This window comes from Algoriphagus aquatilis (assembly GCF_042657405.1).
Lineage (GTDB): Bacteria > Bacteroidota > Bacteroidia > Cytophagales > Cyclobacteriaceae > Algoriphagus > Algoriphagus aquatilis.
In genome coordinates this window covers 118446-144494 of the sequence record NZ_JBHSKS010000002.1, presented here as the reverse complement: position 1 = coordinate 144494, position 26049 = coordinate 118446, and the positions used below count along the sequence as shown (strand labels likewise).

The following is a 26049-nucleotide window of genomic DNA, read 5'->3' as shown; positions in this document are numbered from 1 at the left end:
AAAAAAAACCTGCTGTCTATTTGAAAAAATAAATCGGTTTTTACCTTTGCCTATATTTCCTATCATTTTTATAGGAATAATAGATTTTACATAATTTCTCAAACCTATAACATGAACAAAAACCTACTCTTAGCTTGGCTATTACTTTTCTCAGGAATCGCACCCTTATGGTCTCAGACAGCTATTAAAGGAAGAGTAACTGACAGCCAAAACATTCCATTAATTGGAGCTACTGTTTTGATTAAAGACTCTAATACATACACATTAACAGATGAATCGGGCTTCTTTACCCTAGCCAATCAGAAAGAATATCCTATTTCCTTACAAATCAATTTTGTGAGTTTCAAAGAAACTCAGATCACTTTGACCAGTCCTTCGGATCAATTGATTGAAATTAAATTGGAAGACGACCTCGAACTCTCTGAAGTCCTGATCACTGCACGTCGCAGATCGGAAGAGGTACAAAAGGTTCCCATTCCCCTATCGGTAGTCGGAGGCCCTCGGATAGAAGAATCAGGTTCATTCAATGTGAACCGGGTCAAGGAACTGGTCCCAACCGTTCAGTTGTATTCTTCAAATCCCCGAAACACCACCCTGAACATCCGTGGCCTTGGCTCCACCTTTGGCTTGACCAATGACGGCATTGATCCGGGAGTGGGATATTATGTGGATGGCGTCTACTATGCCAGGCCTGCAGCTACCTCCTTGGATTTCATTGATATCGAACAAATTGAAGTATTGAGAGGTCCTCAAGGAACTTTGTTTGGAAAAAATACCACCGCGGGTGCATTCAATATCACCACCCGTCTGCCAAGTTATACTCCGGGAGGAACCGTGGAATTGAGCTATGGGAATTACGGATTCATTCAAGCCAAATCTTCCATTACAGGGCCTCTTTCTAAAAATCTGGCAGCCAGGGTCTCTTTTTCAGGCACACAACGAAATGGAGTAATCGAAAACATCGCTACAGGTAAAGCGATCAATGACCTTAACAATTTTGGCGTGAGAGGTCAATTGTTGTTCAATCCATCCAGTAAAGTTGAACTAATCCTGGCTGCTGATGCCACCTCCCAACGACCTGATGGCTATGCGCAAGTAGTGGCAGGAGTGGTGGAGACGAAAAGAGCGCCATATCGACGATTCGAACAAATCATTAACGATTTGAATTACCAACTTCCATCCAGAAATGCATTTGACCGAATTGTAGATCATGACACGCCATGGAGGTCTAACAATGACCTAGGGGGCATCTCACTCAATACAGATGTGCAATTGGGGGAAGGGACACTCACGTCTACGACAGCTTGGAGGTATTGGAACTGGGGCCCTTCCAATGACCGGGATTTCACAGGATTACCCGTGCTGACGCTTTCCCAAGCCCCATCCAGACATGAGCAGTTTTCACAGGAAATTCGCTATGCAGGTGATTTTTCCAAAAAACTCAGCGGGGTTTTGGGTGTGTTTTACTTAAGCCAAAATCTAAAAACAAGCCCATACCATACTGAGGAATCAGGAGCTGCTCAATGGCGATTTTCCCAAAGTTCAACCAGCGCACTTTGGGCTACACCAGGACTCCTTGACGGCTATGGAATACGAACCTTCTCCACGCTGGAGTCTGTAGGCGCAGCTGTTTTTGGACAATTAGACTGGGCAATCACAGAAAAACTCCACTTTCTTCCCGGAATACGATTCAACTATGATCAAAAAGCCGTGGATTTCAAGAGAGAAACCTATGGAGGGCTCCAAACTACAGACCCTGCCTTGTTGGCGATCAAGCGGTCGGTTTATGCTCCTCAGCAATTTGTAGCAGATGTAGAAGATCATAATTGGTCCGGTCAAGCGACCATTTCCTATCAATTCAACGACAAGATCAACAGTTTCGGGACCTTTTCGACTAGTTACAAGCCCGTGGGAATCAATCTCGGTGGTCTCCCAACTGCCAATGGGCAACCCCTCCTGGAGCTAGCCGAAGTCAAGCCTGAATTTGTCAAGCATTTCGAATTGGGTATCAAAACCACTCCGGTCAAAGGCTCTTCGCTGAATGTCACCTTCTTCAATACCAACATTCAAGATTACCAGACATTAGTTCAGACAGCTGAGGTGGGCGTAAACAGAGGCTACCTGGCAAATGCTGAAGAAGTGAGTGTAACTGGTGTCGAACTTGATGGAAATGTAAAAGTCAGTCCTTTCTTATCGATCAATGCGGCGTTGGCTTATACAGATGCAATCTATGTGTCCTTTCCAAATGCACCGGTGCCATTGGAAGAAACGGGGGGTGAATCTGCTTTCAAAGATATTTCGGGAGGAAGGCTTCCGGGAGTCTCTAAATGGGCTGGCTCATTTGGTGGAGAATACACGAAAGCTGCCAAATTCTTCAAAAAGTCAGGCACCTTTTTCATAGGCACAGATGTGTTTTTCCGATCTGAATTTTCTTCCAGTCCATCGCCTTCGCAGTTTTTGAATGTGGATGGGTATGCCCTAGTCAATGCAAGAGCAGGATTCAGAGTAACAGAAGGGTTCTCAGCCTTTGTTTGGGCCAGAAATCTACTCAATCAAAACTACTACGAGCAATTGCTGCCTGCTGCGGGCAATGCAGGACACTTTGCAGCGGTATTGGGTGATCCTGTTACGTATGGATTGACTTTCCGATATGCATTTTAACTTTTGCAAAAACAGATGAAAGAAAGCCAATTTAAGTTGGCTTTCTTATTAACTGACTCTACACCATCTTACTCTTCCATTTCCCTTTTTTGAAAAAGTACAGAGAAACCAAGGCATGAAATGAATGACAAAGTGCTATCGAAATAAAGACTCCCAAAGATTCTAAGCCCATGGGAAAAGCAAGAAAATAAGCCAATGGCACTTCTATTCCCAAAAGGACAACAATATTTATCCATGCAGGCGTGCGAGTGTCTCCGGCACCATTGAAAGCCTGAGTCAACACCATGCCTATGGCAAAGAAAATGTAACCCAATGCCACCACCCAGAGTCCTTGTGCCGCCACGGCCTTCACAGTCTCTAGGTCAGTAAAGATTCCTGCCAGTTGATTGCTGAACAAGATGTAAATCCCGGTCACCGAGGCTAAGAAAATGACATTGTAACGGGTAGTCAGCCAAACTGCCTGCTCTGCACGTTTGATTTTTTTGGCTCCAAGATTTTGTCCAACCAAGGTGGCCGCTGCACCGGAAAGACCCCAAGCAGGTAAAATCGTAAATATCAATATCCTTGATGCAATGGTATACCCCGCTAAGGATTCCGAGCCAAATTCAGCATTGATCCTGGTGAGAGCCACCCAAGACAAAGAATCGATCAAAAACTGGCCCATGCCTCCTAGAGACAAATCCAAAATCTTCTTGATCGTTAGCCATTTGATTCGGAAATGATGGGAAAGAATTCGAAGCCTATGCTTTCTATTAAACAAATGGTACAGCTGATACAGCACTCCCATACTTCTGCCAAATGTGGTAGCCATAGCGGCCCCATCCAATCCAAACCCATCCCAAGATCCAATTCCGAAAATCAAAATGGGGTCCAAGACAATGTTTAACCCATTTGAAATCCAAAGCGAACGCATGGCATGATGCGCTTGTCCAGCTCCCCGAAAGGCCCCATTGATTAGAAAAAGCAGCATGATCGCTGTATTCCCTGCAAAAACTATTCGGGCATAGTTCGTACCTGATGCAATTACCTCGGCCTCTGCGCCCATTAGCTGCAAGAGCTGAGGCGCAAACATCCAGCCTCCTACTCCCAACACCACTGAAATAATACTGCCTACTACCAATAATTGGAAAGTGGCCGAACCTGCCTCGTCATACTCTTTTTCCCCAAATCTTCTCGAAACTAAAGCTGTGGCTGCCATACTGATCCCAAAGCCAATCGCATAAGTCAAGACAATCACCGACTCCGTCAATCCTACCGTGGCAATGGCATATTCCCCAAGCTTGGCCACGAAGAAAATGTCTACCACCGCAAACGCAGATTCCATCATCATCTCGAGTATCATCGGAATAGCCAAGATGAAAATGGCAGTCTTCAGCGAAAGGCGGGTGAAATCCTGCTCTTTCCCTTGAATTGCATCTTTGATTAATTGCCAGGTCATTGGGATTGAAAAATTGTGATATTGGAAGATTTGAAAATTTTTGATCGGGATCATCCAAATCAGGCTTACTTTCCTTTTGGATGAGAGGTGCAAAAAAAAGAAAAAAACCGCGGGAATTCGCGGTTTTCTTCAGTTATCTAATGATTAAACAAGAGTCCAATCTCAAGCCCCGACTTTTTCGACATGAGCTTCTTTGATCTTTCTTCGGAGGATTTTACCCACGTTGGTTTTCGGTAGTTCGTCGGTGAAATACACTTCTTTGGGCACTTTGTAATTGGTCAAATAGCCTTTGCAATGCTCAATAACCTGCTCCGAAGTGAGTGAAGCATCTTTCTTCACCACATAAGCCACCACCTTTTCGGTAGATTTTGGATCAGGCATGCCAATGACTCCTACTTCCAAGACGCCATTGCAGGAGGCAATTGCATCTTCCACTTCGTTAGGATACACATTGAAACCGGAGACCAAAATCATTTCCTTCTTACGATCGACGATTTTGGTAAATCCATCTTCATCCATCACGCCGATATCACCTGATTTGAACCATTCACCGTGCATCACATTGGCTGTTTCTTCAGGTCTTTTCCAGTAGCCTCTCATCACCTGAGGACCTTTGATGAAAATTTCACCACGCTCTCCGATCGGAACAGGATTACCCTGATCATCAGCTATCATCACTTCAGTATTGGGCAATGGCATCCCGATGGTACCGATTCGCTCAGTGCCATCGATAGGATTACAGGTGGCTACAGGTGCAGTCTCGGTTAGTCCATACCCTTCAGCCAATGGCACTCCGGTGACAGCTTTCCATTTTTCCGCAGTAGCTTTCTGCACGGCCATACCCCCTCCAACTGCGATTTTCAATCCTGAAAAGTCAAGAGATTTGAATGCCTCCTGATTGAGTAAGCCATTGAATAAGGTATTAACCCCGGTAATCACGGTGAAGCGCTTTTTAGCTAAATCTCCCATAAAAGCCTTCATATCTCTCGGATTGGTGATCAATACGTTATGCGCACCAATTTTGAGCATTGCCAGACAATTGACCGTCAAGGCAAAGATGTGGTACAAAGGCAAAGCAGTAATCACAATCTCTTCCTTCTCTCGAAGCTTTGGCTTCATCCAGGCAGAAATCTGCTGCATGTTGGCCACAATATTTCCATGGGTCAATTCAGCCCCTTTGGAGACTCCTGTAGTACCACCCGTGTATTGCAAAAAAGCCGCATCATCCAAGCTGCACTTCACACGCTTCAGCTGATAAGTGGCACCTTTGGAAAGGGCAGCTTTAAGAGAAACAGCACCAGGCAGTGAATAAGCAGGCACCATCTTTTTGACGTGCTTCACGACGAGATTGACAATGGTACCTTTCAGTCCACCCAATAGATCGCCAAGCTCTGTGGTAATGATATGCTTTGCTTGAATCTCAGTTCTGATTTTCTCCAAGTTGGAGGCAAAATTGGCCACGATCACTACCACGTCAGCCCCTGAGTCATTGAACTGGTGCTTCATCTCCGACGGTGTATAGAGCGGATTGGTATTGACGACCACCATCCCTGCACGAAGCGCACCAAACATCACCACAGGATATTGAAGCACATTGGGCATTTGAATAGCTACCCTTGAACCTTTGGCCAATTTCAACTCTTGGGTCAAATAGTTGGCAAAATGAGCACTCAAGCGATCCAACTCACTGAATGAAAGCGTCTTCCCCATGCACTCATAGGCTACCGAGGAACTGAATTTTTTTACACTTTCTTCAAAGAGATCGTTGACGCTGGAGTAAGCATTGCAGTCTACTTCTTTTTCTACCAAGGCTGGATAGAATTTAAACCATGGGAAGTCTTTCATGTCGCGGAGATTTTGGGTGATTCTGTGATTCCAATTACTTAAAATTCCTTTGTTCTACCAAAGGTTTTGAACTAGCTCAAAATTTTTCTGGCAATCAACTCCTTCATGATCTCATTGGTGCCTGCGTAGATCCGCTGTACGCGAGCATCTGCCCAAGCCCTCGCTACGCCATATTCCCACATGTAGCCATAGCCACCATGAAGCTGCACGCACTCGTCGGCCACTTTGCATTGGAGTTCGGTCATGTTGTATTTGGCAGCAGAAGCCATGGCAGAGTCTAATTTTCCTTCATTGTGAAGCAAAACCAAGTAGTCGCAATAGATTCTCCCTTGCTCCACTTGGGCTGCCATTTCGGCCAGTTTGAACCGGGTATTCTGGAAATCCGAAAGGCTTTTATTGAATGCTTTTCGCTGTTTGACATAGTCTATCGTGGCTGAAAGCGCAAACTCTGCCAAAGCCAAGGCTGCCAAAGCAACCACCAATCTTTCCTGGGCCAGTTCGGTCATCAGGTATTTGAATCCCTCTCCCACCTTTCCCAACAGATTTTCTTTGGGAACCTTCACCTCTTCAAAAAACAATTCGCAGGTATCTTGGGCATGAAGGCCGACTTTTTCGAAGGGTACTCCCTTTGAGAAACCAGGCATGTCTTTATCAATCAGAAAAAGTGAAATGCCTTTAGCACCTTTAGTAGGATCTGTTTTGGCAGCGACCACTACGACATCAGACAAATAACCATTGGTAATAAAGGTCTTGGAACCATTGATCAGGTAATGATCGCCCTGGTCCACCGCGGTAGTTCGCATACCCTGCAAGTCGGACCCTGCACCCGGTTCGGTCATGGCGACCGCTCCGATGTACTCCCCTGAAATCATTTTTGGGATATATTTATGCTTTGCTGCCTGAGTAGCATAGTGCAAAATGTAAGGCATTACGATGTCACTATGCAGGGGATACCCGATCGCGGGACCTGAACAGCCACTCAAACCAAGCTCTTCGATCAAAATGGCATTGTATCGAAAGTCTTTCAGATTCAAACCACCCAACTCTTCCGGGGCTTGCATACCTAGGAATCCATTTTCACCGAGCTTCAGCCAAGATTCCCGGCTAACCATCTTTTGCTTTTCCCATTCCGCATTTTTGGGAGTAATCTCTTTGGCGATAAAATCGCGAACACTCTGTCTGAAAAGTTCATGCTCCTCGGTGAAGAGCGATCTGTGTAGTCCGAACATATTTGGGTTTAGTTTTTCTTATTTCAAAAATAGAGAATTTAGCTTGTATGCCTTTTCACTTGGAAAATGTGAAAACCGAATCTTTTCCTTTTTTTCAAAAAAAAACCCGGATTCTAAGTCCGGGTTTTAGCCTTTGTTCTATCTGGATTATTTTTCAAAAAACAGTTCCTTGGATCGACCTAGGTTGTCAGTCACTTTTACATAAACCTCCTCTGGACTTATTCCCTTGAGTTTATAGTTCTTTTTGAAAGCAGCTGGTTCGTTTACTTTTTCTGAGAAGATTAACTTATTGGTTTCATTATGCCTGATCTGTACATCCACACCGGGACTGTCCAATCCAGCTACAGTAAGGTTGATGGTCTCGTCGCTGACCTTTTTCCCGAAAGCTACCAAAGGCAATTCCTCGGTTTTTTTCAGTGGCTCAAATGTCGAAATCTCATAAGTTACCTCTTCCTGATCAGTGGAAATTTTGACTTGGTACTCCCCGCATGGCATGAGGTCAAGATTGTACGGAATTATCAAATCCTTGTCACCGACTTTAACTTTCCGCTGATGAAGCTTTTTACCAAATTGATCCAGAATAGATACTTTGGCTTCGCCTACTCCACCTTTAAGAAGCACGTTGACGGTTTTAAATTTTGCTTTGACTTCGGACAATGCCATCAAGTCGTCGGAAGCATTTGCTGCAAGGCTGCTTAAAGATAAAGCACCTGCAAGAGCGAAAGTGAATAAGGTTTTCATAATGATTTGTTGGTTTAGTGTTGTGCTAAGCTTCTTGCCAAGCGCATACCAACATGCCAAAACGAAAAAAATGAACTGCGTAAAAAACCAAATAAATTGATTAAAAAAACTGGATGAGGTTTTTTTGGTCAGTTTACCTTAATCCGAAAATTCCTCATTTTTTGACCACTTCTGGGAAAATGCTTGTCCACTTGTCACAAGACCGAACAGATTACTAGGAAAAAAGAATAAAACACGGGTTGCACGAGTTTGCTAAAATTAAGGAAAGTTAATTTTGATTTATTTTCAAACTCATTGAAATCAACCAGTTAGGAACAAAAAAACCTGTACGGGATCGTACAGGTTTCGTCCGAAATGAGACTAGCTTTAGCCCAAATCAAAAGGCATAGCCAAACCCAAAGCCTGCGAATAGCGGCCAAAAACCGTTGTTGTTAAAAATGGGTGTAAGGCTAACTCTCCAGGTAAATCCGCCATCCACCGGTATTTTACGATAGCCAAAGTTCATCGTACCCATCACACTCGGCGAACCGTCCACTGGAAGTATAAATTCGTAAGGATATTCCTCCGAAGAAGTACTGGTGCAGATATACATGCCATTGGTATCCACATAGCCGGAGGTACAATAGGAATAGCGCTCATTGTTAAAAGCGAAAAAGGTAAGCCCAGCTCCTAACTCGAAGTAATGAGGGCCTTTGCCATAGAGTCGATTGACCATTACCGGCAAGGAGAAAAAGGAATCTCCCTCTCTGCCGTAACCGCCCGCCCCTACTCTCATCCCCCAAGAATCCATCCGGCTCTGATCAAATCTAAAATCATAATTGAAGCTGTAAGCCATACCTGCCCCTCCAAGTTCGAGGTAGACAGATCGATAAGGTGTGATCACTTCCTGTGCCTGAATACCATAGGCAGTAAGGAATATAAACAAGGAAAGCAGTGCTTTTTTCATAGTGGGTTTAGTTTAGATGTTGCTAAATTAGAACGATACCGGCCACAATCCTGCTACAGATTTAAACTTTGGCAGGAAAAATCCACCCCACTAGAACAATTCCCAATGCTTATTTAATTTTAAGGATGTTGAGAATAAGGAGATTGATCAGGATGAGAAATAGAGGCACTCAATTGTTTTCGCTACTTTTTGTAATTGCAATGATCCAATCTTGCATTCGAATTGACGAAGATCCCTACAATCGTTGTCCCTCTCCCAAAGCAGCCAACGCTGTTGGCATAAAGCAGGTTTTCTTCAGCCCATACAAAAACCAACGGTATGCTACGGCCTCAGATACAGTTTCTATTTCCGATTTCAGGTACAATTTCGAATTAGATCTAAGCCTGATCGGAAATAGCAACTCTTCTGACTCTAGCCTTGCTTATCCCTTGGTCTGTGAGGAGACTTTTCGTATCGAAAATATTTCCAACTTGGCCGTAATATTAACTAACCCCTTTGCCGGGCTTCCTGTAGGCACCGATATTTCTTATGCACTACTTACCCCCGAAGGCAAAAACATAGCTCAACTTAAGACTTTCGACCAAGTCAGTGTTTACTTTGGAGCAAAATTAACTCTGAAGCCAAACACCATTACTCAGCTAAAAAGCAGAATATTTGTATTCTTTAAAGATGGATCGAGATCCTATTTAGACGCCACTTCACCCTATTTGAAAACCAACTGACCCCATGCTAAGAAAAATTTTCTTGGGCCTCTTTGCATCAGCTATGATTCTAGCGGTACTTTACATGCTAGGACCGAAAGTTCAAGAGGAAAAACTTACCATTCATTTTCCGGAAGTTCCCACCCAACTAGATGAACTAGAAGCCTACCTCAAGCAGCGGGAAGATACTGTCAAAGGACTTAAACCCGGAAACGAAGCCTACATCCAATGGGCAGACAGCACCAAGCAAAAAACCACCTATTCCATAGTTTACATTCATGGGTTTGGTGCGGGGCCTATGGAAGGAGATCCAGTTCATCGATTTTTAGGCGAACATTTCGGAGCTAATGTATTTGTGACCCGTCTACCTGAACATGGCATTCGTCGGCCAAATGGAATGGAGTACATGACTGCTCAAAAACTGGCGGATGGTGCAGGAGAAGCATACCAAATCGGCAAAAGCCTTGGAGATTCGGTCATTGTGGTCGGCACCTCGATGGGCGGTGCCCTTACATTGCTTTTGGCAAGTCAGCAGCCGGATATCAAAGCGCTAGTCCTGTATTCCCCGGCAATTCGAGACGCAGGTGGCAGACTGGAGACATTTTTTAAACCTTGGACCAAGCTGATCATGGAAAAAACCATGACGGAAAACGGGTCAATGGACATGAAGCGTACTGGAGAAAAAGGTCAGTTTTGGTCTGAAGTGCAACATATCAACGGCTATGAAAGTCTAGCCAAACTGATGTATAGCAACATGAACAAGGTGACTTTTGAAAAAGTGAAGCAGCCTGTCTTTTTGGGATATTATTATAAGAGTGAACAGGAACAAGACTTTGTGGTATCAGTGCCCAAAATGCTGGAAATGTACGGTCAGCTTGGAACAGCACCTGAATTGAAAAAAGAGATGGCATTTCCAGGAACAGCTGACCATGTCATCGCCTCATCGATCACCTCCAAAGATTGGCAGACAGTCATGTTCAGCACCATTGATTTTCTGGAAAATGTGGCCAAAGTTCCGGCCCGTGCTGCTTTTCAGGAACGCGTAGAGGAAATGGCCAAAGCGAACGAATTACTCAAAGAAATCCAAAAAGACTGATCAACCAAGCACAACTTCTTTGCAGCCCTTCCTACGGCAATAGGAAGGTTAATGCTTGTGGCCAAAACATGTGAAAAAGCAAAACTTTTTACTGCATCAAACCCTTCATCCTCATCAAAAACTTTATCCCAAACCTTTTGAAACAAACGCAAATGAGAAAACAACTACTCAAAATCGCTTTCCTTTACTTTGCAACTTCTTTTTGCTTTTTCACTACCTCTTTTGCTCAAGAAGTGAAAAGCACGCCAAAGCTTCGATTGCTTATTAATGGTGCACTCGAGCTTGGAGGTGACCCAGTAGCTACGGTTGCATTTACCAATGGGGATTCTCAAAAAGTAAATGCAGGTCAGGGAATTTCAGTTGGTGTAGGTGGAGAATTGAGCATGCTCAAAAATGAGCAGTTTCGTCTAAGAGGAAGTATTGGGATCAAATATGTGACCACCGCTGCTGACAATGCACACATTCGACTTACTCGAATCCCGATGATTTTTACTGCCAACTGGGTCATTCAAGACGACTGGAGAATCGGAGCAGGAATTGTAAGCCATCAGGCAATCCGATTCAATGCAGACGGTGTGGGTAGAAATTTTAGCCTTACCAGCCCTGCAGGGCCAGTGATAGAAATAGCTTACAAAGGCATTGGACTTTCATACACCATTCTAACTTATGAGGACGAATTTGGCGTTTCATACGGCGCTAACGCGATCGGACTCACTTTTTCAGGAGTAACTCCTCGAAGAAAGTAAGTCTTCAGGTTTTAAAAAAATGTGATCCTAGAGAAAGGATAATCCAACTCATGCCTAAGTAGAAAAGCCGGAGCAGTTACCTACTCCGGCTTTATTTATTCTTCAATTCATGATCAAAAAGAAGCACGAAAAGGAACTGCAGGCAAATTGATCGAATTGGTCAAATTCACTTCCGGATTGTCTGCCCAAGCATAGCGGATTCCAACTGGGGTAAGACCTTCTGGAATGGTCAAAGTCACTTGTTCCAAGCCTGAAATGATCCCTTTAGCCACCTCAAATTGGCCTTCGGCATCTTCCAAAATAAACCCTGCAACTGAGTCTCCACTACTCAACTTCAGCCCATCTCCTACTTCACCAAAAGTAAGCATCAATTGATTTCCTTCCCGCTTTATTTCTTTGAATATGGGCCCGGAAGCCAACACATCTTCATCAAATGCCACTTTTCGAGCCTGTAGCCAAAGTCTTTCACCCACATCCTTTTTATTCCTCGGATGAATATCTTCAGCCTCGCCGATATCAATGATCGTAGCCATTCCTGTTTTGGGGAGTTCCAAAGTCTTGGTCTGTGCTTCTCTCAATAGTGCCCAATTGCTATCCGGCTGCAATTCCTTTCGTTCCATGAAATTGGCTAACTGTACAAACAAAAAAGGCATTTCCTCTTGTCCCCACCTCGTCTTCCAGTTGGTAATCATCGTACCAAACAACTCTCTGTACTCCTCCGGCCGTCCGGCATTGCTTTCGCCTTGATACCAAATCACTCCTTTGACCGAGTAGTTTGTCAACGGCGCAATCATGGCATTAAACATAAATCCCGGCTTCCAATTCAAATACTCCACTTTGGGAAGTTGAGGCTCGACCACGTCATTGGAATAAGACCAAGCACCTTCGAGATTGATTTTCTTTCCGCTTTGAGTCAGGTACATTTCACCCGATGATCCGATCACTGGTCGATTGTCCCAAGTATTGATCGCTCTCACAGTCAGGACGTTTTGTCCCACCTTGAGCAGCTCTTCCGGAAGATCCATGACAGGCATCGGTGCGCCCCAGTCTTTGTAATGAATCTGAACTCCATTGAGGTAAACAAACGCCATCTGCTCCACTTTAGCCAAGGTGAGCGAGACAGGAGCTTTGGAGGAAAGGTTGAATTTTTTGCGTGCCCACGCGATGTGCTCAAGGGGATTTGATGAAGGCAAAGAAATACTTTTCCAGCCCGGTTCGGGGTAGGCAAGCGAAGCTACTTCCCCTGCCATGAGTGAATCAGGACGGCGGACCAGCAAGTCTCTCATCTCTTTACGCTTCTCATTTTCGGTAAGAATCTCCTTCCATTTGGCTTGATTTTCTATGATTTCTTTGGATTCTTCGGTGTAAGACCTGTCTTTGATATTAGCCAGAATAGATGCTTCCGTCCAGCCTTCAGCAGGCGTGCCACCCCAGTTAGACTCGATGATTCCTACCGGGACATTTTTTTCGAGGTGATTTTTCTTGGCAAAAAACCAAGCTACTGCAGAAAAGTCCGGTAAATTATCCTGATTGGCTATTTTCCAACTACCTCCGGAAACATCATCTTTTTCCTGGGCACTGTAGTCCTGAGGCACTTTAAAAAATCGGATCTGAGGAAAATCGGCATTAGCAAACTCCTCTTCCCTGCCAATTACTCCGGCCTTGAGTGCCCATTCCATGTTGGACTGACCTCCGGCTACCCACACATCACCTAGGTACACATCTGAGATTTTCTGAACATTGACCTCCAACTCATAAGGTCCTCCAGCGGGCATAGGAGGCAGTTGAACTATCCAAGTACTGTCTTCAAGCACTTTGGTACTTCCCACGGCACCAGCCAGTGAAACTCTCACTTTCTCATTGGGAATCCCTTTTCCCCAAATCTGAATGGTCTGGTCACGCTGTAATACCATACCTTCTGAAATCAATCGGGGAAAGGCAACCGGAGACTGTGGGATGGGGACTTCACAACTCCAAAGCAAGATCAGTATTCCAAGTGCTGCAAAATGACTTCTCATAAATTCAAGGGTTAAAAGAAAAAGGGAGGCTTTTGCCTCCCTTCAAGTTCGATTAAATGAATCGATTTATCAAGTTTTCGAAATACTCCTGCTTTCCGCTGAATTGGGTAGGTTCACCCACTTCAAACGCATAGGTTCTGAGATCTTCCAAAGTCAGCTTACCTTCCTCAAAGGCTTTTCCTTTACCGGAGTCAAAGCTAGCATAGCGATTCTTTCTGCGCTCGAGGTAATCAGACTTCTCCATGATATCAGCGGCGATGATCAATCCTCTCGCAAAAGCATCCATACTTCCGATATGCGCCAAGAATAAATCATCCGGATCGGTAGAGTTTCTTCTCACTTTCGCATCAAAGTTGACTCCACCACCCTGCAATCCACCTGCAGCTAAAATCACCAACATGGATTCAGCGAGCTCTTGAAGGTTCAAAGCAAACTGATCGGTATCCCAACCGTTTTGGTAATCACCTCGGTTGGCGTCAATTGATCCCAACATTCCTGAATCGGCAGCTACCTGAAGCTCGTGCTGAAAGGTATGACCCGCCAAGGTTGCGTGATTGACTTCGATATTGAGTTTAAAATCTTTGTCCAAACCAAAGTGACGCAAGAATCCGATTACTGTTTCTGAGTCATAATCATACTGGTGCTTTGTAGGCTCCATCGGTTTTGGCTCAATAAAGAAGGTCCCTTTGAATCCGTTCTTTCTGGCATAGTCTCTAGCCATAGTCAAGAATCTAGCAAGGTGCTCTTTTTCACGTTTCATATCGGTGTTGAGCAAGGACATGTATCCTTCTCTACCACCCCAGAACACGTAATTTTCACCGCCCAACTTGATGGTAGCATCGAGAGCATTTTTCACCTGAGTACCTGCAAAAGCCAATACGTCAAAGTTTGGATTGGTAGAAGCACCGTTCATGTAGCGCGGATTGCTGAATACATTGGCTGTACCCCAAAGCAACTTCACTCCGGAAGCTTTTTGGTGATCTGCTGCATAATCCGTAATGATCTGCATGCGCTTTTCGTATTCGGCAAGACTTGGGCCTTCATCGATCAAGTCGATATCATGAAAACAGTAGTAATCCACGCCGATTTTGGTAATGAATTCAAAAGCTGCATCCATTTTATCTTTGGCACGCTGGATAGGATCCGCACTGGCATCCCATGGATGCACGATCGTGCCTGGTCCAAATGGATCACCGCCGGTGCCGCAGAAGGAATGCCAGTAGGCAATGGCAAACTTGAAGTGCTCCTTCATAGTCTTGCCCGCGATCACGCGATTTTCATCATAAAAGCGAAACGCTAATGGATTGTCGCTTTCTCTTCCTTCAAACTGGATTTTACCGATGTTTGGAAAATAAGTCTTTGACATTGTCTTTTTGGGTTTTTATAAAATAGGAAAATAGGTTATTCGTTGCTTAACATGCAAAAGGTATCAAATCTCTCTGCTTTTAATCAGTTCAGAGAGGCGTCTTTCCCAATTCGCATAAACTTCTTCGTAAACGTCATAGAAATTGGTGTTTGGCTCCAAGGTCTCAAGAAGCTCAAGGCCATGAAAAGCCTCTGATTCGGTACCGAAAATCCCGGCTCCAATTCCTGCACCTCTTGCTGCGCCTTGTGCTCCGTCCGTGTTGTACAATTCCAGATTTACCCGGTTCATGTGTACAAAAGTCTTACGGAAAAGCGGACTCAAAAACATGTTGGCATGACCTGCTTTTACGGTTTGTAGGTTCATTCCCATGTCTTTCATGATTCTGAATCCATACGTCAAAGCCGACACGATGCCTTCCTGTGCTGCTCTGACCACATGTTTTTTGTCATGCTTAAGCAAATCCAATCCAAGGAGCTGAGCGCCTACAGGCTTGTTTTTCATGATTCGTTCCACTCCGTTTCCGAAAGGAATAAAGACCAATCCTTCTGATCCGATCGAAGCTCCGTTTCCAAGACTGTTCATTTCTTCATAGGTGATTCGAGGTCCACCCATGACTTTTTTCAACCAAGAATTCAGAATTCCAGTGCCATTTACACAAAGTAACACACCATAGGAAGGTTTTTTCTGTGAATGGTTGACGTGGACAAAGGTATTCACTCGAGAATCCGGATCATAGAGTGGCTCATCACATACTCCATAGACCGTTCCGGAAGTCCCAGCTGTTGTTGCAAGCTCTCCGGGTTTGAGGACTTGAAGAGAAAAAGCATTGTTAGGCTGATCACCTGCACGGTAGGCAATTGGTATACCGGCTTCCAATCCCGTTTCCTTTGCTGCAGCGGATGATACTTTCCCCTGAACTGAAAATGAAGGAACTACTTCAGGAATCCATTCTTTGGCAATTTCCATAGCCGTCAGGAGCTTTTCACTCAATCCATTTTGCTTGAAATCCCAAAAAATCCCCTCCGACAACCCTGTCTCTGAGGTTATGATTTCTCCGGTCAGCTTCATCGCAATGAAATCTCCTGGGAGCATGATTTTGTGAATTTTAGAAGCTATCTCAGGTTGATTTTCAATCACCCAACGAAGCTTGGAAGCGGTGAAATTGCCCGGCGAATTAAGCAAGTGCGGCAGGCAGTAGTCTTTGCCCAAGTCAGCAAAAGCTTTCTCTCCGATCGCCACGGCACGACTATCACACCAAATAATGGACGGACGGAGCACCTGTTGATTTTTATCCACACAGACCAAGCCATGCATTTGGTATGCGATGCCGATAGCCTTAAGTTCTCCCTTTTTGACTTCAGCTTTATGCTGAACAAAGGAAATACATTCTTTGACATACTTCCACCACATGTCGGGGTCTTGTTCGGCCCAGCCAGACTGCGGGGAATTGATGGGCATTTCCTCTTCCGGAAATGCCTTAGAGGCAATTGATTTGCCTGAATCAGCGTCAAGAAGGGAGGCTTTCACCGATGAACTACCGATGTCCAATCCCAATAAAAGCTTTCTCATTTTACCAGAAGATAGTGTAAAGCGCAGCGATGATACCCGAAATCATGATAGCACCGATCTTAAATCCTGTACTGGTACGGAACAAGTCAGCATTGACATCAATGCTGTTTGGATGATCCTTCCCTTTGCCCTCCACCAAAGAGATGACAATCATCAAAATAGCTAAAATCAAGAATACCAAACCCATTCGATCGATAAATGGTAAGGCAGGAAACACCACTTTAAGCACAACCGAAAGAGGAATACTCAAGGAAGCTCCAACCAAAGCGGCATTGGAAGTGGTCTTTTTCCAGAACACACCAAAGAAGAAAATCGCAAAAACACCCGGGCTGATAAATCCGGTATATTCCTGAATAAACTGGAATGCCTGATCCAACTGACCCAAAGCAGGGGCTACAATAGCTGCGATTACAAAGGCAACCACCGCAGTGATTCGGCCTACTTTTACCTGATTTGCTTCAGAAGAATTTTTTCCAAAATACTTACTGTAAATGTCCATGGTGAAAATGGTCGAGGTACTGTTGGCCATAGAAGCCAAAGAAGAAACAATTGCTGCAGTCAAAGCCGCAAAAGCAAGACCTTTCAATCCTGTAGGGAGTACTTGGAGAAGGGTTGGGTAAGCACGGTCAGACTTGATAATTCCTGTCACAGGATCTTTCATAGACTCAATGAAAGAAACGTCCATTCCTTTGTTCACAATCACCAAAGCTGCAATACCAGGTATAACCACGATCAAAGGCATCAGAAGCTTAAGGAAACCTGCGAAAATCATCCCTTTCTGTGCTTCATCCAAGCTCTTGGCCGCCAGGGCACGCTGTGTGATGTATTGATTGAATCCCCAATAGCTAAGGTTGGTAATCCACATCCCGCCTACCAAAACTGATAGCCCCGGCAAATCCAAATACGCATCTCTTGTACCTCCTTTTCCATCAGGAATCATCATTTCACCTTTGGAAAGGATCATGGAAAAGTGACCCGGAACTTCTTTTCTCAAAAGATTGAGCCCTTCCCATGCATCTCCATTACCCACCATACCAAGGGCAATGTAGGTCGTGGCCAAGCCACCGGCAATCAAGAAAACTACTTGAATCACATCTGTCCACGCTACCGCTTTTAGACCACCATAAATGGAATAGATCATTGCAAAAAGTGCCAGACCAATGATTCCATAGGTTAATGGCACGTTCAGAATGGTATTCAAGCTTAGTGCACCCAAGTAAAGTACTGAAGTCAGGTTAACAAAGACATAAAGCAGAAGCCAGAAAACAGCCATGGTGGTTCTCACTCGGGTATCGTAACGATCCAAGAGGAAACCAGGCATGGTATAAATACCCTTTTTGATGTAAACCGGTAAAAAGAAAATAGCAACGACCAACAGGGTAGCTGCAGCCATCCATTCATAAGTAGAGATTGCTAGCCCAAGTGCAAATCCGGAACCGGACATCCCGATAAATTGCTCTGCCGAAATATTGGAAGCAATCAACGAAGCGCCGACAGCCCACCAAGGGAGGGCTTTACTGGCAAGGAAATAATCAGAAGAGTTTTTGACATGGCCTTTCTTCTCACGGGAAACGAAAATTCCCATACCGATGATCAGAAAGCAGTAGCCAAAGAAGACGAGTAGGTCAATGGGTTCTAAGAGCATACGCGAAGGTTAATTGAGGTTTTTGGGTAATGAGTAAGGTTATTAGTTTAAAATTTACATTTTAAGGTCGATAAATATAAGGGATTGGATCTAACTGAAAATATCCCAAACTTCTAATTGGAGTATTATTCGAAAATTTCTTGAAGGAAAGGAATGGATTCAGTAGAAAATTTGGAAGAACCGATTGATTCCAAATAACTAATACCTGTGACATTGGAAGTCCATACTTTATCCGCTGACAGCAAATCATCTAATTCAAACTCACCCTCGACGATGGGAACGTCAGCTTGAACCAGATTATCCATTATTACCGACCGAGAAACACCCGCAATGCATCCACAGGAAAGACTAGGAGTAAAAACCACCCCCCTTTTCTCCCAAAAAATAGACGAAGCACCTGCCTCAGCTACTTTTCCTCTCGTATCCAACAAAATGATTTCATCCCATCCTTTTTGCTGTCTTTCCATTCCAGCTAATACATACGGTATGGCATTCAAGGTCTTACACCTGCTCCACAAGGAAAAAGACAAAGCAACCTTATTGGATACACCGGCAATCTTTTTCAATAATGGGGCTGCTTGGAATGGTTCGATCATGAGGACTTGAACCGATTCGTTATCAAGTGGAGTATATTTCCCAAGACCCGATCTAAAAATGGTCCAACGGACACGAAGCTTTTGATCCGAAAATTGATGGCTCAAAAAATCCGACAATCCGTGAATATCAATTTGGCTTTTCGAAATTCCTAAAGTTTCCAAACCAAGAATCAATCTGGATCGATGCTCATCAAAGAACTTGATCCCTCGACCATCGTAAACCATTGTTTCAAAAATCCCATCACCAAAATTGATTCCCCTGTTGGGTATTGAAAAAGTATCTTGTGAAAGCCAAGTTTGAGTTTGGGGATCAAAAACAAAAGTTGTATCAGTATCGCTCATGATTATGTTCGTTTTCGGTCAGATTATATATCTGTTCTGAATCAGAGGTGTTAAAATAGATAAACAAACCATCGAATAGGGCGGAAAAATACCGATAGATTGCAAAAAATGAAGTAATCTTGAATCTCTAATTGAGTTAGCATTATAATTGGGCAATACGGACCTATGGCGAATAAAAGCAGTGTATTTGATATGATTGGACCGGTGATGATCGGACCTTCATCCTCTCATACTGCCGGAGTGGTCAGAATCGCAAGAGCTGCAATTCGAGTACTCGGAGGAGTTCCTGATGAAGCTACAGTAACTTTTTATAATTCCTTTGCCAGAACTTATGAAGGACACGGCAGTGACCGGGCTATATTAGGTGGCTTGATGGATTTTAAAACCGATGATCCAAGAATCAAAAGTGCCTTGGAAATGGCTTCAAGCTCAAACTTAAAATACATCTTCAAATCTGTCGGAAATTCTTCCATCCACCACCCCAATACCATCAAGCTCAACCTGAAAAAAGATGGAAGATCTATAGAAGTTGTAGGAGAAAGTCTGGGGGGCGGAGTGATTAATATTGCAGAAGTAGATGGATTTGTAGCCAATTTTTCCGCCCAGTCACACACCTTAATCATTAAGGCAGATGACGTTTCCGGCGCCATTGCCTTTATTTCCAGTGTAATCGCTCAGGAAAAAACCAACATTGCCACCATGTCTGTCTCCAGAAAAGGAAAAAATGACTTGGCTTGCCATGTCATAGAAATGGACACCGGTATCAGAGAAATTACAACCTCCTATTTAAAATCCCTTCCATGGGTAAAAGAGTTAATTTACATTCCCTACATTGATCTTTAACCATCACGTAAACCAACTGAATCAAAAATGAAAAAACTTTTTCTCCTGTTGTTTTTTGGCCTCTTTTGGATGCAGCAAACACAAGCCCAGACTAATGTTCCTTCAGGTCCATTAGACTTGGAGACCTGTGTTGCAGTGGCCATCGAAAACAACCTTACACTCAAAAGAACTGAGCTAAACCAACAAATCACAGAAGCTAACCTGATGGAAAGCCAAGGTAGAAGGTTGCCAAGCTTAACCGCCGGAGCTAGCTCAGGTTACCGATGGGGTCGTTCAATCAACCCCGTAACCAACTTGTTTGAAACCAGAAGAATCGGCAACGTAAACCTTTTTGGTAATACCGGCGCCCCGATTTTCCAAGGGATGAGAATCAACAACAGCGTAGCCCAAGCCAAAACAAACCTGGAATCAGGCATGTACACACTAGAGGCTACCAGAAATGACATCACACTCAATGTGATCAACCTTTTCATTGATGTGGTATTCAATAGAGAGCAGGTTAAAATCGCTGAGAACCAACTCAAAACTACCACCGAACAGCTTGTTAGAACCAAAAAGCTGGTAGAAGCTGGCTCTCTCCCACTTTCTGATCAGTTGGATCTTCAATCGCAAAACGCGACCAATGAACTTAATTTGATCAACGCAAAAAACGGGCTTCGATCAGCTAAGTTAAGCCTTGCACAAGCCTTACAGATTCCATTCACGGATAGTTTTGACGTAATCGAACCTGAATATGAGGTAAGCCGTGCAGCTATGACAGGAGAAACTCCAGCAGAGATTTTTGAAGTAGCCGTTAAATTGATGCCTCAAATCAAAGCTGCTAATGCAGATGTGAAAAGTGCAGAGTATGGGGTTAAAATCGCAAAAGGCGCATTCTACCCTTCTCTGGATGCTGGTATCTCTGCATTTTCCAACTACGTAGATCAGGCATTTATTCCTGGATCCAGAGAAATCATCCCATTCAAGACTCAAGTGGACAATAACTTTTCACAGTCTGGTACTTTGAACCTTAGCATTCCTATTTTTACCCGGTTTGGAAACAAAGCAAATCTTCAAAGAGCAAAAGTACAGCAGCAACTTGCTGAAGTTTCTGAAATGGAAGCCAAAAACAAACTCAGACAAGATATCGAAACAGCTTATAACTCAGCTTTTGCAGCTGAACAATCCTATCAGGCATCATTGATTCGAGTAAAAAGTCTGGAAGAAACTTTCCGAATCGCTCAACAGCGATTCGACTTAGGCGCTATCAACTCAGTCGATTTTCAGGTTGCACAAAACAACCTGTTCAATGCACAGGCAGATTTACTTAATGCCAAATACACTTATATTTTCAGAATCAAGGTGCTTGATTTCTATTTAGGAAACCCCATCAATCTTAACTAAACCATGGCTACTAAAAAGTCTAACAAACTACTCTATTACCTACTCGGAGCAGTAGGTTTGATTATTGTATTTGCCATCATTGGCCGTTCTGCAGGCTGGATTGGCGGAGCAAAAGAAACCGAAGTGGAATTTGCTACGGTAAAGAAAACAGCGATTATCGAAAAGGTGAGCGCATCAGGAGAAATTCAGCCTGAGGTGGAAGTTAAACTTTCTCCTGACGTGGCTGGTGAAATCATCGAACTGAATGTGCAGGAAGGTGACTCCGTAGAAATGGGAAGGCTACTTGTCAAAATCCGACCTGACAACTTCATCTCTGCTTTGGACCGAACCCGGGCTAATCTCAACCAACAAATGGCAAACTTGGCTCAATCCAAAGCTAGCCTACAGCGTGCAGAAGCACAGTTTACCCGATCTGAACTGGATTTCAAAAGACAAAAGACACTCCATGACTCCAAGGCGATTTCTGATGCGGATTATGAGCAGGCTGTTGCCAATTACATCACAGCTCAAAAAGATCTGGAAGCTGCCAAGCAAAGTGTTGTTGCTGCAGAATTTATTGTAAAGAGCTCCCAAGCTTCCGTCAATGAAGCATCTGAAAACCTTCGATTGACCAACGTAAATTCTCCAGTTTCGGGAATTGTATCCAGTCTTAAAGTAGAGCAAGGTGAAAGAGTCGTAGGAACTCAGCAAATGGCAGGTACTGAGATGATGACCATCGCTGACCTTTCCAGAATGGAAGTCAGAGTAGATGTAAACGAAAATGACATCGTAAGACTTTCTCTCGGAGACACTACCATCATCGACGTGGACGCCTATTCTTCTACGGGTAAAAAATTCAAAGGAATCGTAACCAGCATCGCAAACACGGCGAACACCAAGGCCTCTGCCGATGCAGTGACCGAATTCAAAGTGAAAATCAGAATCCTGAATGAATCCTACCAAGACTTGGTAAAAGCTGGAAACCGTTATCCTTTCCGTCCAGGAATGACTGCTTCAGTAGAAATTATGACCAATGCCAAAAATGATGCTGTGGCTATTCCACTCTCCGCAGTAACCACCAGAGAAACGCATCAAGACACCCTTTCGGGAGGTACCACAAAGTCTAAAGAAATTGTATTTGTCAGCGAAAACGGTGAGGCTAAAATTCGTGTGGTAAAAACAGGCATCTCTGACTACGAAAACATTGAAATTCTTGAAGGATTGAAAGAAGGAGATGAAGTGATCTCCGGCCCCTATTTCGTGGTAAGCAAACAGCTCAAAGAAGGCGAAAAAGTAAAAAAGGCGAGCGCAGTAAAACCTGAAGAGAAGGAAGAAGAGAAAAAATAACTTCCCTTTGAATAAATAGAAATCCCCATCCAAATCAAATTGGATGGGGATTTTTGGTTTTAGTCAGATAGGATTGATTTTATCTTGCCAACTTAAGTGTCCTCAATAAATGTTATGACCAAGTTGGATGAATTGATTAAAAACTTCAGAAAAGGTCCTGATCTGTAGATTGATCTATTGCGGACTGAGCGGAGTCGAAGTCCCTTTCTATACCTCCGTGCGTGTCCCAACTCACGGTTTTGAGGAAAATGGATTTTTTTGGATGTATTAGGCCGTCGTAAAGAAATTAATGGAATTTTCAATCTAATCATGCGATTTTAAAGCTGTTAGTGAAGACTCTAACAGCGGCGAAGGTTGTTGGTAGAGATCCTACCAGCGGCGAAATCTAGATAGAACCACTAGCCATATAAAGACGATAAATCCCCATAAACTTACCTTACCTCCAAGTATACCTCACCCCCAGAAATCCTCTGATGCCCTGATTGGGAGCAAACATGTACGTCGGGTCAAAAGTAAGTCCATTCGGATTTTCTGGAGTTGGGACCACATTCCCTACTCCGTCAAAAGTCACCCCACGATCAAAAGGATCAAAAGCTCTCGCTATGCTGTTGGCAGGAGGTGTATAATTCAGTAGATTTTTAATCCCTCCATAAATCTCCCATTTTTCCCCCAACCCTTTGGTGACCTGGATATTCTGTAAACTCCACCAAGGGGAATACTCAGCTCGGTCATCCAATTCACCCAAGAGCGGAAGTCTCATCGGACTATACACATTTCCGGTATAGTCAATCGTCAGTTCCAAGGGATGAAGGTGATATCCCACGGTCCATACTCCGGAAAACCGTTCGGTAAACAACTGCCTTTCCCTGGTTCCATTTTCCTCAAAAGATACATCCATCAGCGTCACGCCTGCCAATAGCTTAAATCCATTAGCCCACAAGCCATCAAAATTGAAACTAGCCCCTTGACTTCGGGAAGTCCCGTCTAGGTTGGCGTAAATGATCTGATTGGGATTGGTTTCGTAATCAGGTATAATCTGATTGGAAAATTGAGTGTAAAAAACACTGCCTTCCAAACTAAAATAATTGCCTCGATCGCTGTAGATTTTTTTAACCAAGTTGGTATTTACATTCCAGCTTCTCTCAGGGTCCAACTCTTCTTCGAAGACTACCTGACGAGCGCCGGTCAAGGCAGCATGATCTTCGGTAAATACATTGGCCACTCGGAATCCATTTCCGATGGAAGTTCTCCAGATCAATGATTTGTCATCGGAGCTGATTTTATAATTCAATCTTGGGGACCAAATCGAGCCGTGCACCGTGTTGTAATCGTATCGGATCCCTCCCAAAAGGCTCTGAGTCGAGGATAACTTCAACTCATTTTGAAGAAATAGCCCAGGAAGGTGCGTGACAAAAGGAGAATTATCCTGACCATTTCTTTCGGCTGTGGCAGGAGTACTGTCATCATAGTAAGTCAATCGGTAAGCGGCCCCAGCCAACAGCTGGTTTTTTCCGACCGACTTATTCCAAGTCATCTGACCGAATCCAATCCGCTGATCTGCTCCATAAAAGACATTGCCGTAATAGGAATCTTGGTTATGACCATTTGCCGAAAACTGGAAATTGATCTGTTCTTTAACTGGCAACTGATAATTGCCGAAAATCTCCCAACGCTGCGTACGGATGCTTTCTCCATAGACCACATCCCCACCTCTAAAAGCAGGAGTCCAGTTCATCTGACCACCCCATCGGTCCTCATGGATGTATCTGCCTGCCAGCGAAAAAATAGTTCCTTTCTTTTGGGTGATTTGCAGTTTTTGAAAAACAGAGAAACGCTTTTGAAGCGTCAAATCGGTCATCCCGTCCTTATTGTTGTCTATCGGTGTATCATACCAAAATGTGTTGACTCCTGTAAGGGACTGGATATTTTTTCCAAAAGAAGATTTGATACCCAAATCCAAATTGAGCTCTCCCCAAGTAGACCCAAAGGCATCCAAGGAAACCAATGGCGCATTTTCCGGTCTCTTGGTTATCACGTTGATCAGACCAGCTACAGCCTCCGAGCCATAAAGTGTCGATGCAGGTCCTTTGACCACCTCGATCCGGTCAATAAGGGCCTGAGGAATCCCTGAAAGCCCATAGACAGTCGCCAATCCACTTACAATTGGCATCCCATCGATCAAAATCATCGTGTAAGGTCCGGCTAACCCGTTGATTTGGATATCCCCTGTATTACAAATGTTACAATTGACCTGGGGTCGAACCCCGTTAATATTTTGAAAAGATTCAAAAAGTGAGGGCGCTGGGTTGGATCGGAAAAAGGAACTTTTATACACTTCCACCGGTACCGGGCTATCCAAACGAGAGACTTCCTGAAGTGTACCACTCACGACGACTTCGTCCAATTGATTATCTATTGCAGTTAGGACAATCTGAAGATCCCCATCTAGTGGACCAGACTCTTTGTAAAAAGTCTGAAAGCCCAACCTTGAAAATTGTAGGGTAACTTTTTCTTTGGAAGGTATAGCCAATTCAAACTTTCCCAAGCTATCAGTCAAGATTCCTTTTCCGGTCTCTTTGATCAACACTTGGACCATCTCAAGTGATTCACCTTTTGGGGATTTAACTTGCCCCTTAAGCATAACTTGTGCCGACAGACTTGAGCAAATTATACCAATTACAACCAATAGAATAAACTTTTTCATTTTCATTTATGCAACAATATTGCATTTATACTTAACAATTGAAAATAAGGTTCTAGACTTTAGGTAATTTTTCTAGGAAAGAAAACTATTCCATAGCCATATTAGAATCACAAAATTACATTGTTAGACTATTCTAACAAATTTGTTTTTTAAATCTAGTACATTTTAATTTGAAAAGAATTAATCAGTATGGCCTCAAGTACAGAAGAAAACTACCTTAAGTCCTTGTACAACTTGGCAAATGCCCAAGGAGAAGTGAATCTATCAGATTTAGCAGGAAGCTTGCAGGTGAGTTTACCAACAGCCAATAGCATGGTAAAATCCCTCCAAAAGAGCGGTTGGGTAGTGTATGAAAAATACAAGCCGGTAACATTAACCAAAGAGGGTCAAAAAACAGCAGCCTTGATCATCCGAAAACACCGACTTATGGAGATGTTTTTGGTGAAGGTCATGAACTTCGGTTGGGAAGAAGTGCATGAAGTCGCCGAGCAGATTGAGCACATCCACGCACCTAAATTTTTTGAGCGAATGGATCAGATGTTAGGTTTTCCCACGGTGGATCCACATGGTTCACCCATTCCGGATCCTCAGGGAAAAGTCACTCCTCTTTCCTACACCCCACTCTCCTATGCCAAGCCGGGACAAAAGGTCCAATTGGCAGCCCTGACCAATTCTTCCACCGAGTTTTTAGAGTTTCTCAACAGTAGAAATCTTTCCCTAGGAACCCAATTGAGTATTTTATCCAAGGAATCCTATGACCAAAGCATGGTGGTAAGTTATTCAGGCCATCCTTCGGAAACCTTGAGTGAAAAAGTCTGTGAACGGCTATTAGTAAGGGTCTTGGAATAACTCCT

Annotated in this window: 19 protein-coding genes; 8 read left to right on the top strand and 11 right to left on the bottom strand. The window is 43.8% G+C overall.

Translation table 11 applies throughout. The features are described from left to right. Positions 1 to 111 precede the first annotated feature (111 nt). A complete protein-coding gene (locus ACFPIK_RS02910; protein WP_377912040.1) occupies positions 112 to 2661 on the top strand; it encodes a TonB-dependent receptor in 2550 nt (849 codons plus the stop codon). A 58-nt stretch (positions 2662 to 2719) separates the two neighbouring features. On the opposite strand, the gene ACFPIK_RS02905 is transcribed toward ACFPIK_RS02910, so the two are convergent. The 5 genes from ACFPIK_RS02905 to ACFPIK_RS02885 all read right to left on the bottom strand — a co-directional run bounded on the left by ACFPIK_RS02905 (position 2720) and on the right by ACFPIK_RS02885 (position 8860). Further along, positions 2720 to 4099, bottom strand: a complete 1380-nt coding sequence (locus tag ACFPIK_RS02905; RefSeq protein WP_377912038.1) for an MATE family efflux transporter — start codon at positions 4097 to 4099, stop codon at positions 2720 to 2722. 162 nt (positions 4100 to 4261) lie between these two features. Then, positions 4262 to 5944, bottom strand: coding sequence for an AMP-binding protein (locus tag ACFPIK_RS02900; RefSeq protein ID WP_377912036.1), 1683 nt, complete (start codon positions 5942 to 5944; stop codon positions 4262 to 4264). Positions 5945 to 6015: 71 nt separating this feature from the next. Beyond that, positions 6016 to 7173 (bottom strand): acyl-CoA dehydrogenase family protein, encoded by a 1158-nt coding sequence (locus ACFPIK_RS02895; RefSeq protein WP_377912034.1) that lies wholly within the window; start codon positions 7171 to 7173, stop codon positions 6016 to 6018. Between the two features lie 147 nt (positions 7174 to 7320). Then, a complete protein-coding gene (locus tag ACFPIK_RS02890) occupies positions 7321 to 7914 on the bottom strand; it encodes a hypothetical protein (protein WP_377912032.1) in 594 nt (197 codons plus the stop codon). Positions 7915 to 8290: 376 nt separating this feature from the next. Further along, the gene (locus ACFPIK_RS02885) at positions 8291 to 8860 is read right to left on the bottom strand and encodes a hypothetical protein (protein ID WP_377912030.1); all 570 of its coding nucleotides are present in this window, start codon (positions 8858 to 8860) and stop codon (positions 8291 to 8293) included. A 152-nt stretch (positions 8861 to 9012) separates the two neighbouring features. On the opposite strand from ACFPIK_RS02885, the gene ACFPIK_RS02880 reads away from it, so the two are divergent. From ACFPIK_RS02880 to ACFPIK_RS02870, 3 genes are all read left to right on the top strand, one after another. Continuing rightward, a complete protein-coding gene (locus ACFPIK_RS02880; RefSeq protein ID WP_377912028.1) occupies positions 9013 to 9582 on the top strand; it encodes a hypothetical protein in 570 nt (189 codons plus the stop codon). 4 nt (positions 9583 to 9586) lie between these two features. Further along, entirely contained in the window at positions 9587 to 10657 is a 1071-nt protein-coding gene (locus ACFPIK_RS02875) for an alpha/beta hydrolase (protein WP_377912026.1), read from the top strand. Positions 10658 to 10809: 152 nt separating this feature from the next. Further along, positions 10810 to 11403 (top strand): hypothetical protein, encoded by a 594-nt coding sequence (locus tag ACFPIK_RS02870; RefSeq protein WP_377912024.1) that lies wholly within the window; start codon positions 10810 to 10812, stop codon positions 11401 to 11403. 113 nt (positions 11404 to 11516) lie between these two features. On the opposite strand, the gene ACFPIK_RS02865 is transcribed toward ACFPIK_RS02870, so the two are convergent. From ACFPIK_RS02865 to ACFPIK_RS02845, 5 genes are all read right to left on the bottom strand, one after another. Next, positions 11517 to 13421, bottom strand: a complete 1905-nt coding sequence (locus ACFPIK_RS02865) for a sialate O-acetylesterase (RefSeq protein ID WP_377912022.1) — start codon at positions 13419 to 13421, stop codon at positions 11517 to 11519. Between the two features lie 52 nt (positions 13422 to 13473). Further along, a complete protein-coding gene (gene xylA / locus ACFPIK_RS02860) occupies positions 13474 to 14787 on the bottom strand; it encodes a xylose isomerase (protein WP_377912020.1) in 1314 nt (437 codons plus the stop codon). Positions 14788 to 14850: 63 nt separating this feature from the next. Further along, entirely contained in the window at positions 14851 to 16356 is a 1506-nt protein-coding gene (locus tag ACFPIK_RS02855) for a xylulokinase (protein WP_377912018.1), read from the bottom strand. Position 16357: 1 nt separating this feature from the next. Next, entirely contained in the window at positions 16358 to 18001 is a 1644-nt protein-coding gene (locus ACFPIK_RS02850) for a sodium/sugar symporter (RefSeq protein WP_377912017.1), read from the bottom strand. Between the two features lie 125 nt (positions 18002 to 18126). After that, complete coding sequence (locus ACFPIK_RS02845; protein WP_377912015.1) at positions 18127 to 18939, bottom strand: aminotransferase class IV; 813 nt, start codon at positions 18937 to 18939, stop codon at positions 18127 to 18129. A gap of 165 nt (positions 18940 to 19104) precedes the next feature. On the opposite strand from ACFPIK_RS02845, the gene sdaAB reads away from it, so the two are divergent. Genes sdaAB through ACFPIK_RS02830 form a run of 3 tightly spaced genes read left to right on the top strand, consistent with a single transcriptional unit; the run spans position 19105 to position 22491 of the window. Continuing rightward, positions 19105 to 19782, top strand: coding sequence for an L-serine ammonia-lyase, iron-sulfur-dependent subunit beta (gene sdaAB / locus ACFPIK_RS02840; RefSeq protein WP_377912013.1), 678 nt, complete (start codon positions 19105 to 19107; stop codon positions 19780 to 19782). Positions 19783 to 19809: 27 nt separating this feature from the next. Further along, on the top strand, positions 19810 to 21165 hold the full coding sequence (locus tag ACFPIK_RS02835) for a TolC family protein (protein WP_377912011.1): 1356 nt from the start codon (positions 19810 to 19812) through the stop codon (positions 21163 to 21165). 3 nt (positions 21166 to 21168) lie between these two features. After that, positions 21169 to 22491 (top strand): efflux RND transporter periplasmic adaptor subunit, encoded by a 1323-nt coding sequence (locus tag ACFPIK_RS02830; protein WP_377912009.1) that lies wholly within the window; start codon positions 21169 to 21171, stop codon positions 22489 to 22491. A 436-nt stretch (positions 22492 to 22927) separates the two neighbouring features. On the opposite strand, the gene ACFPIK_RS02825 is transcribed toward ACFPIK_RS02830, so the two are convergent. After that, complete coding sequence (locus ACFPIK_RS02825) at positions 22928 to 25132, bottom strand: TonB-dependent receptor (RefSeq protein WP_377912007.1); 2205 nt, start codon at positions 25130 to 25132, stop codon at positions 22928 to 22930. A gap of 252 nt (positions 25133 to 25384) precedes the next feature. On the opposite strand from ACFPIK_RS02825, the gene ACFPIK_RS02820 reads away from it, so the two are divergent. Further along, the gene (locus tag ACFPIK_RS02820; protein ID WP_377912005.1) at positions 25385 to 26044 is read left to right on the top strand and encodes a metal-dependent transcriptional regulator; all 660 of its coding nucleotides are present in this window, start codon (positions 25385 to 25387) and stop codon (positions 26042 to 26044) included. Positions 26045 to 26049 lie beyond the last annotated feature (5 nt).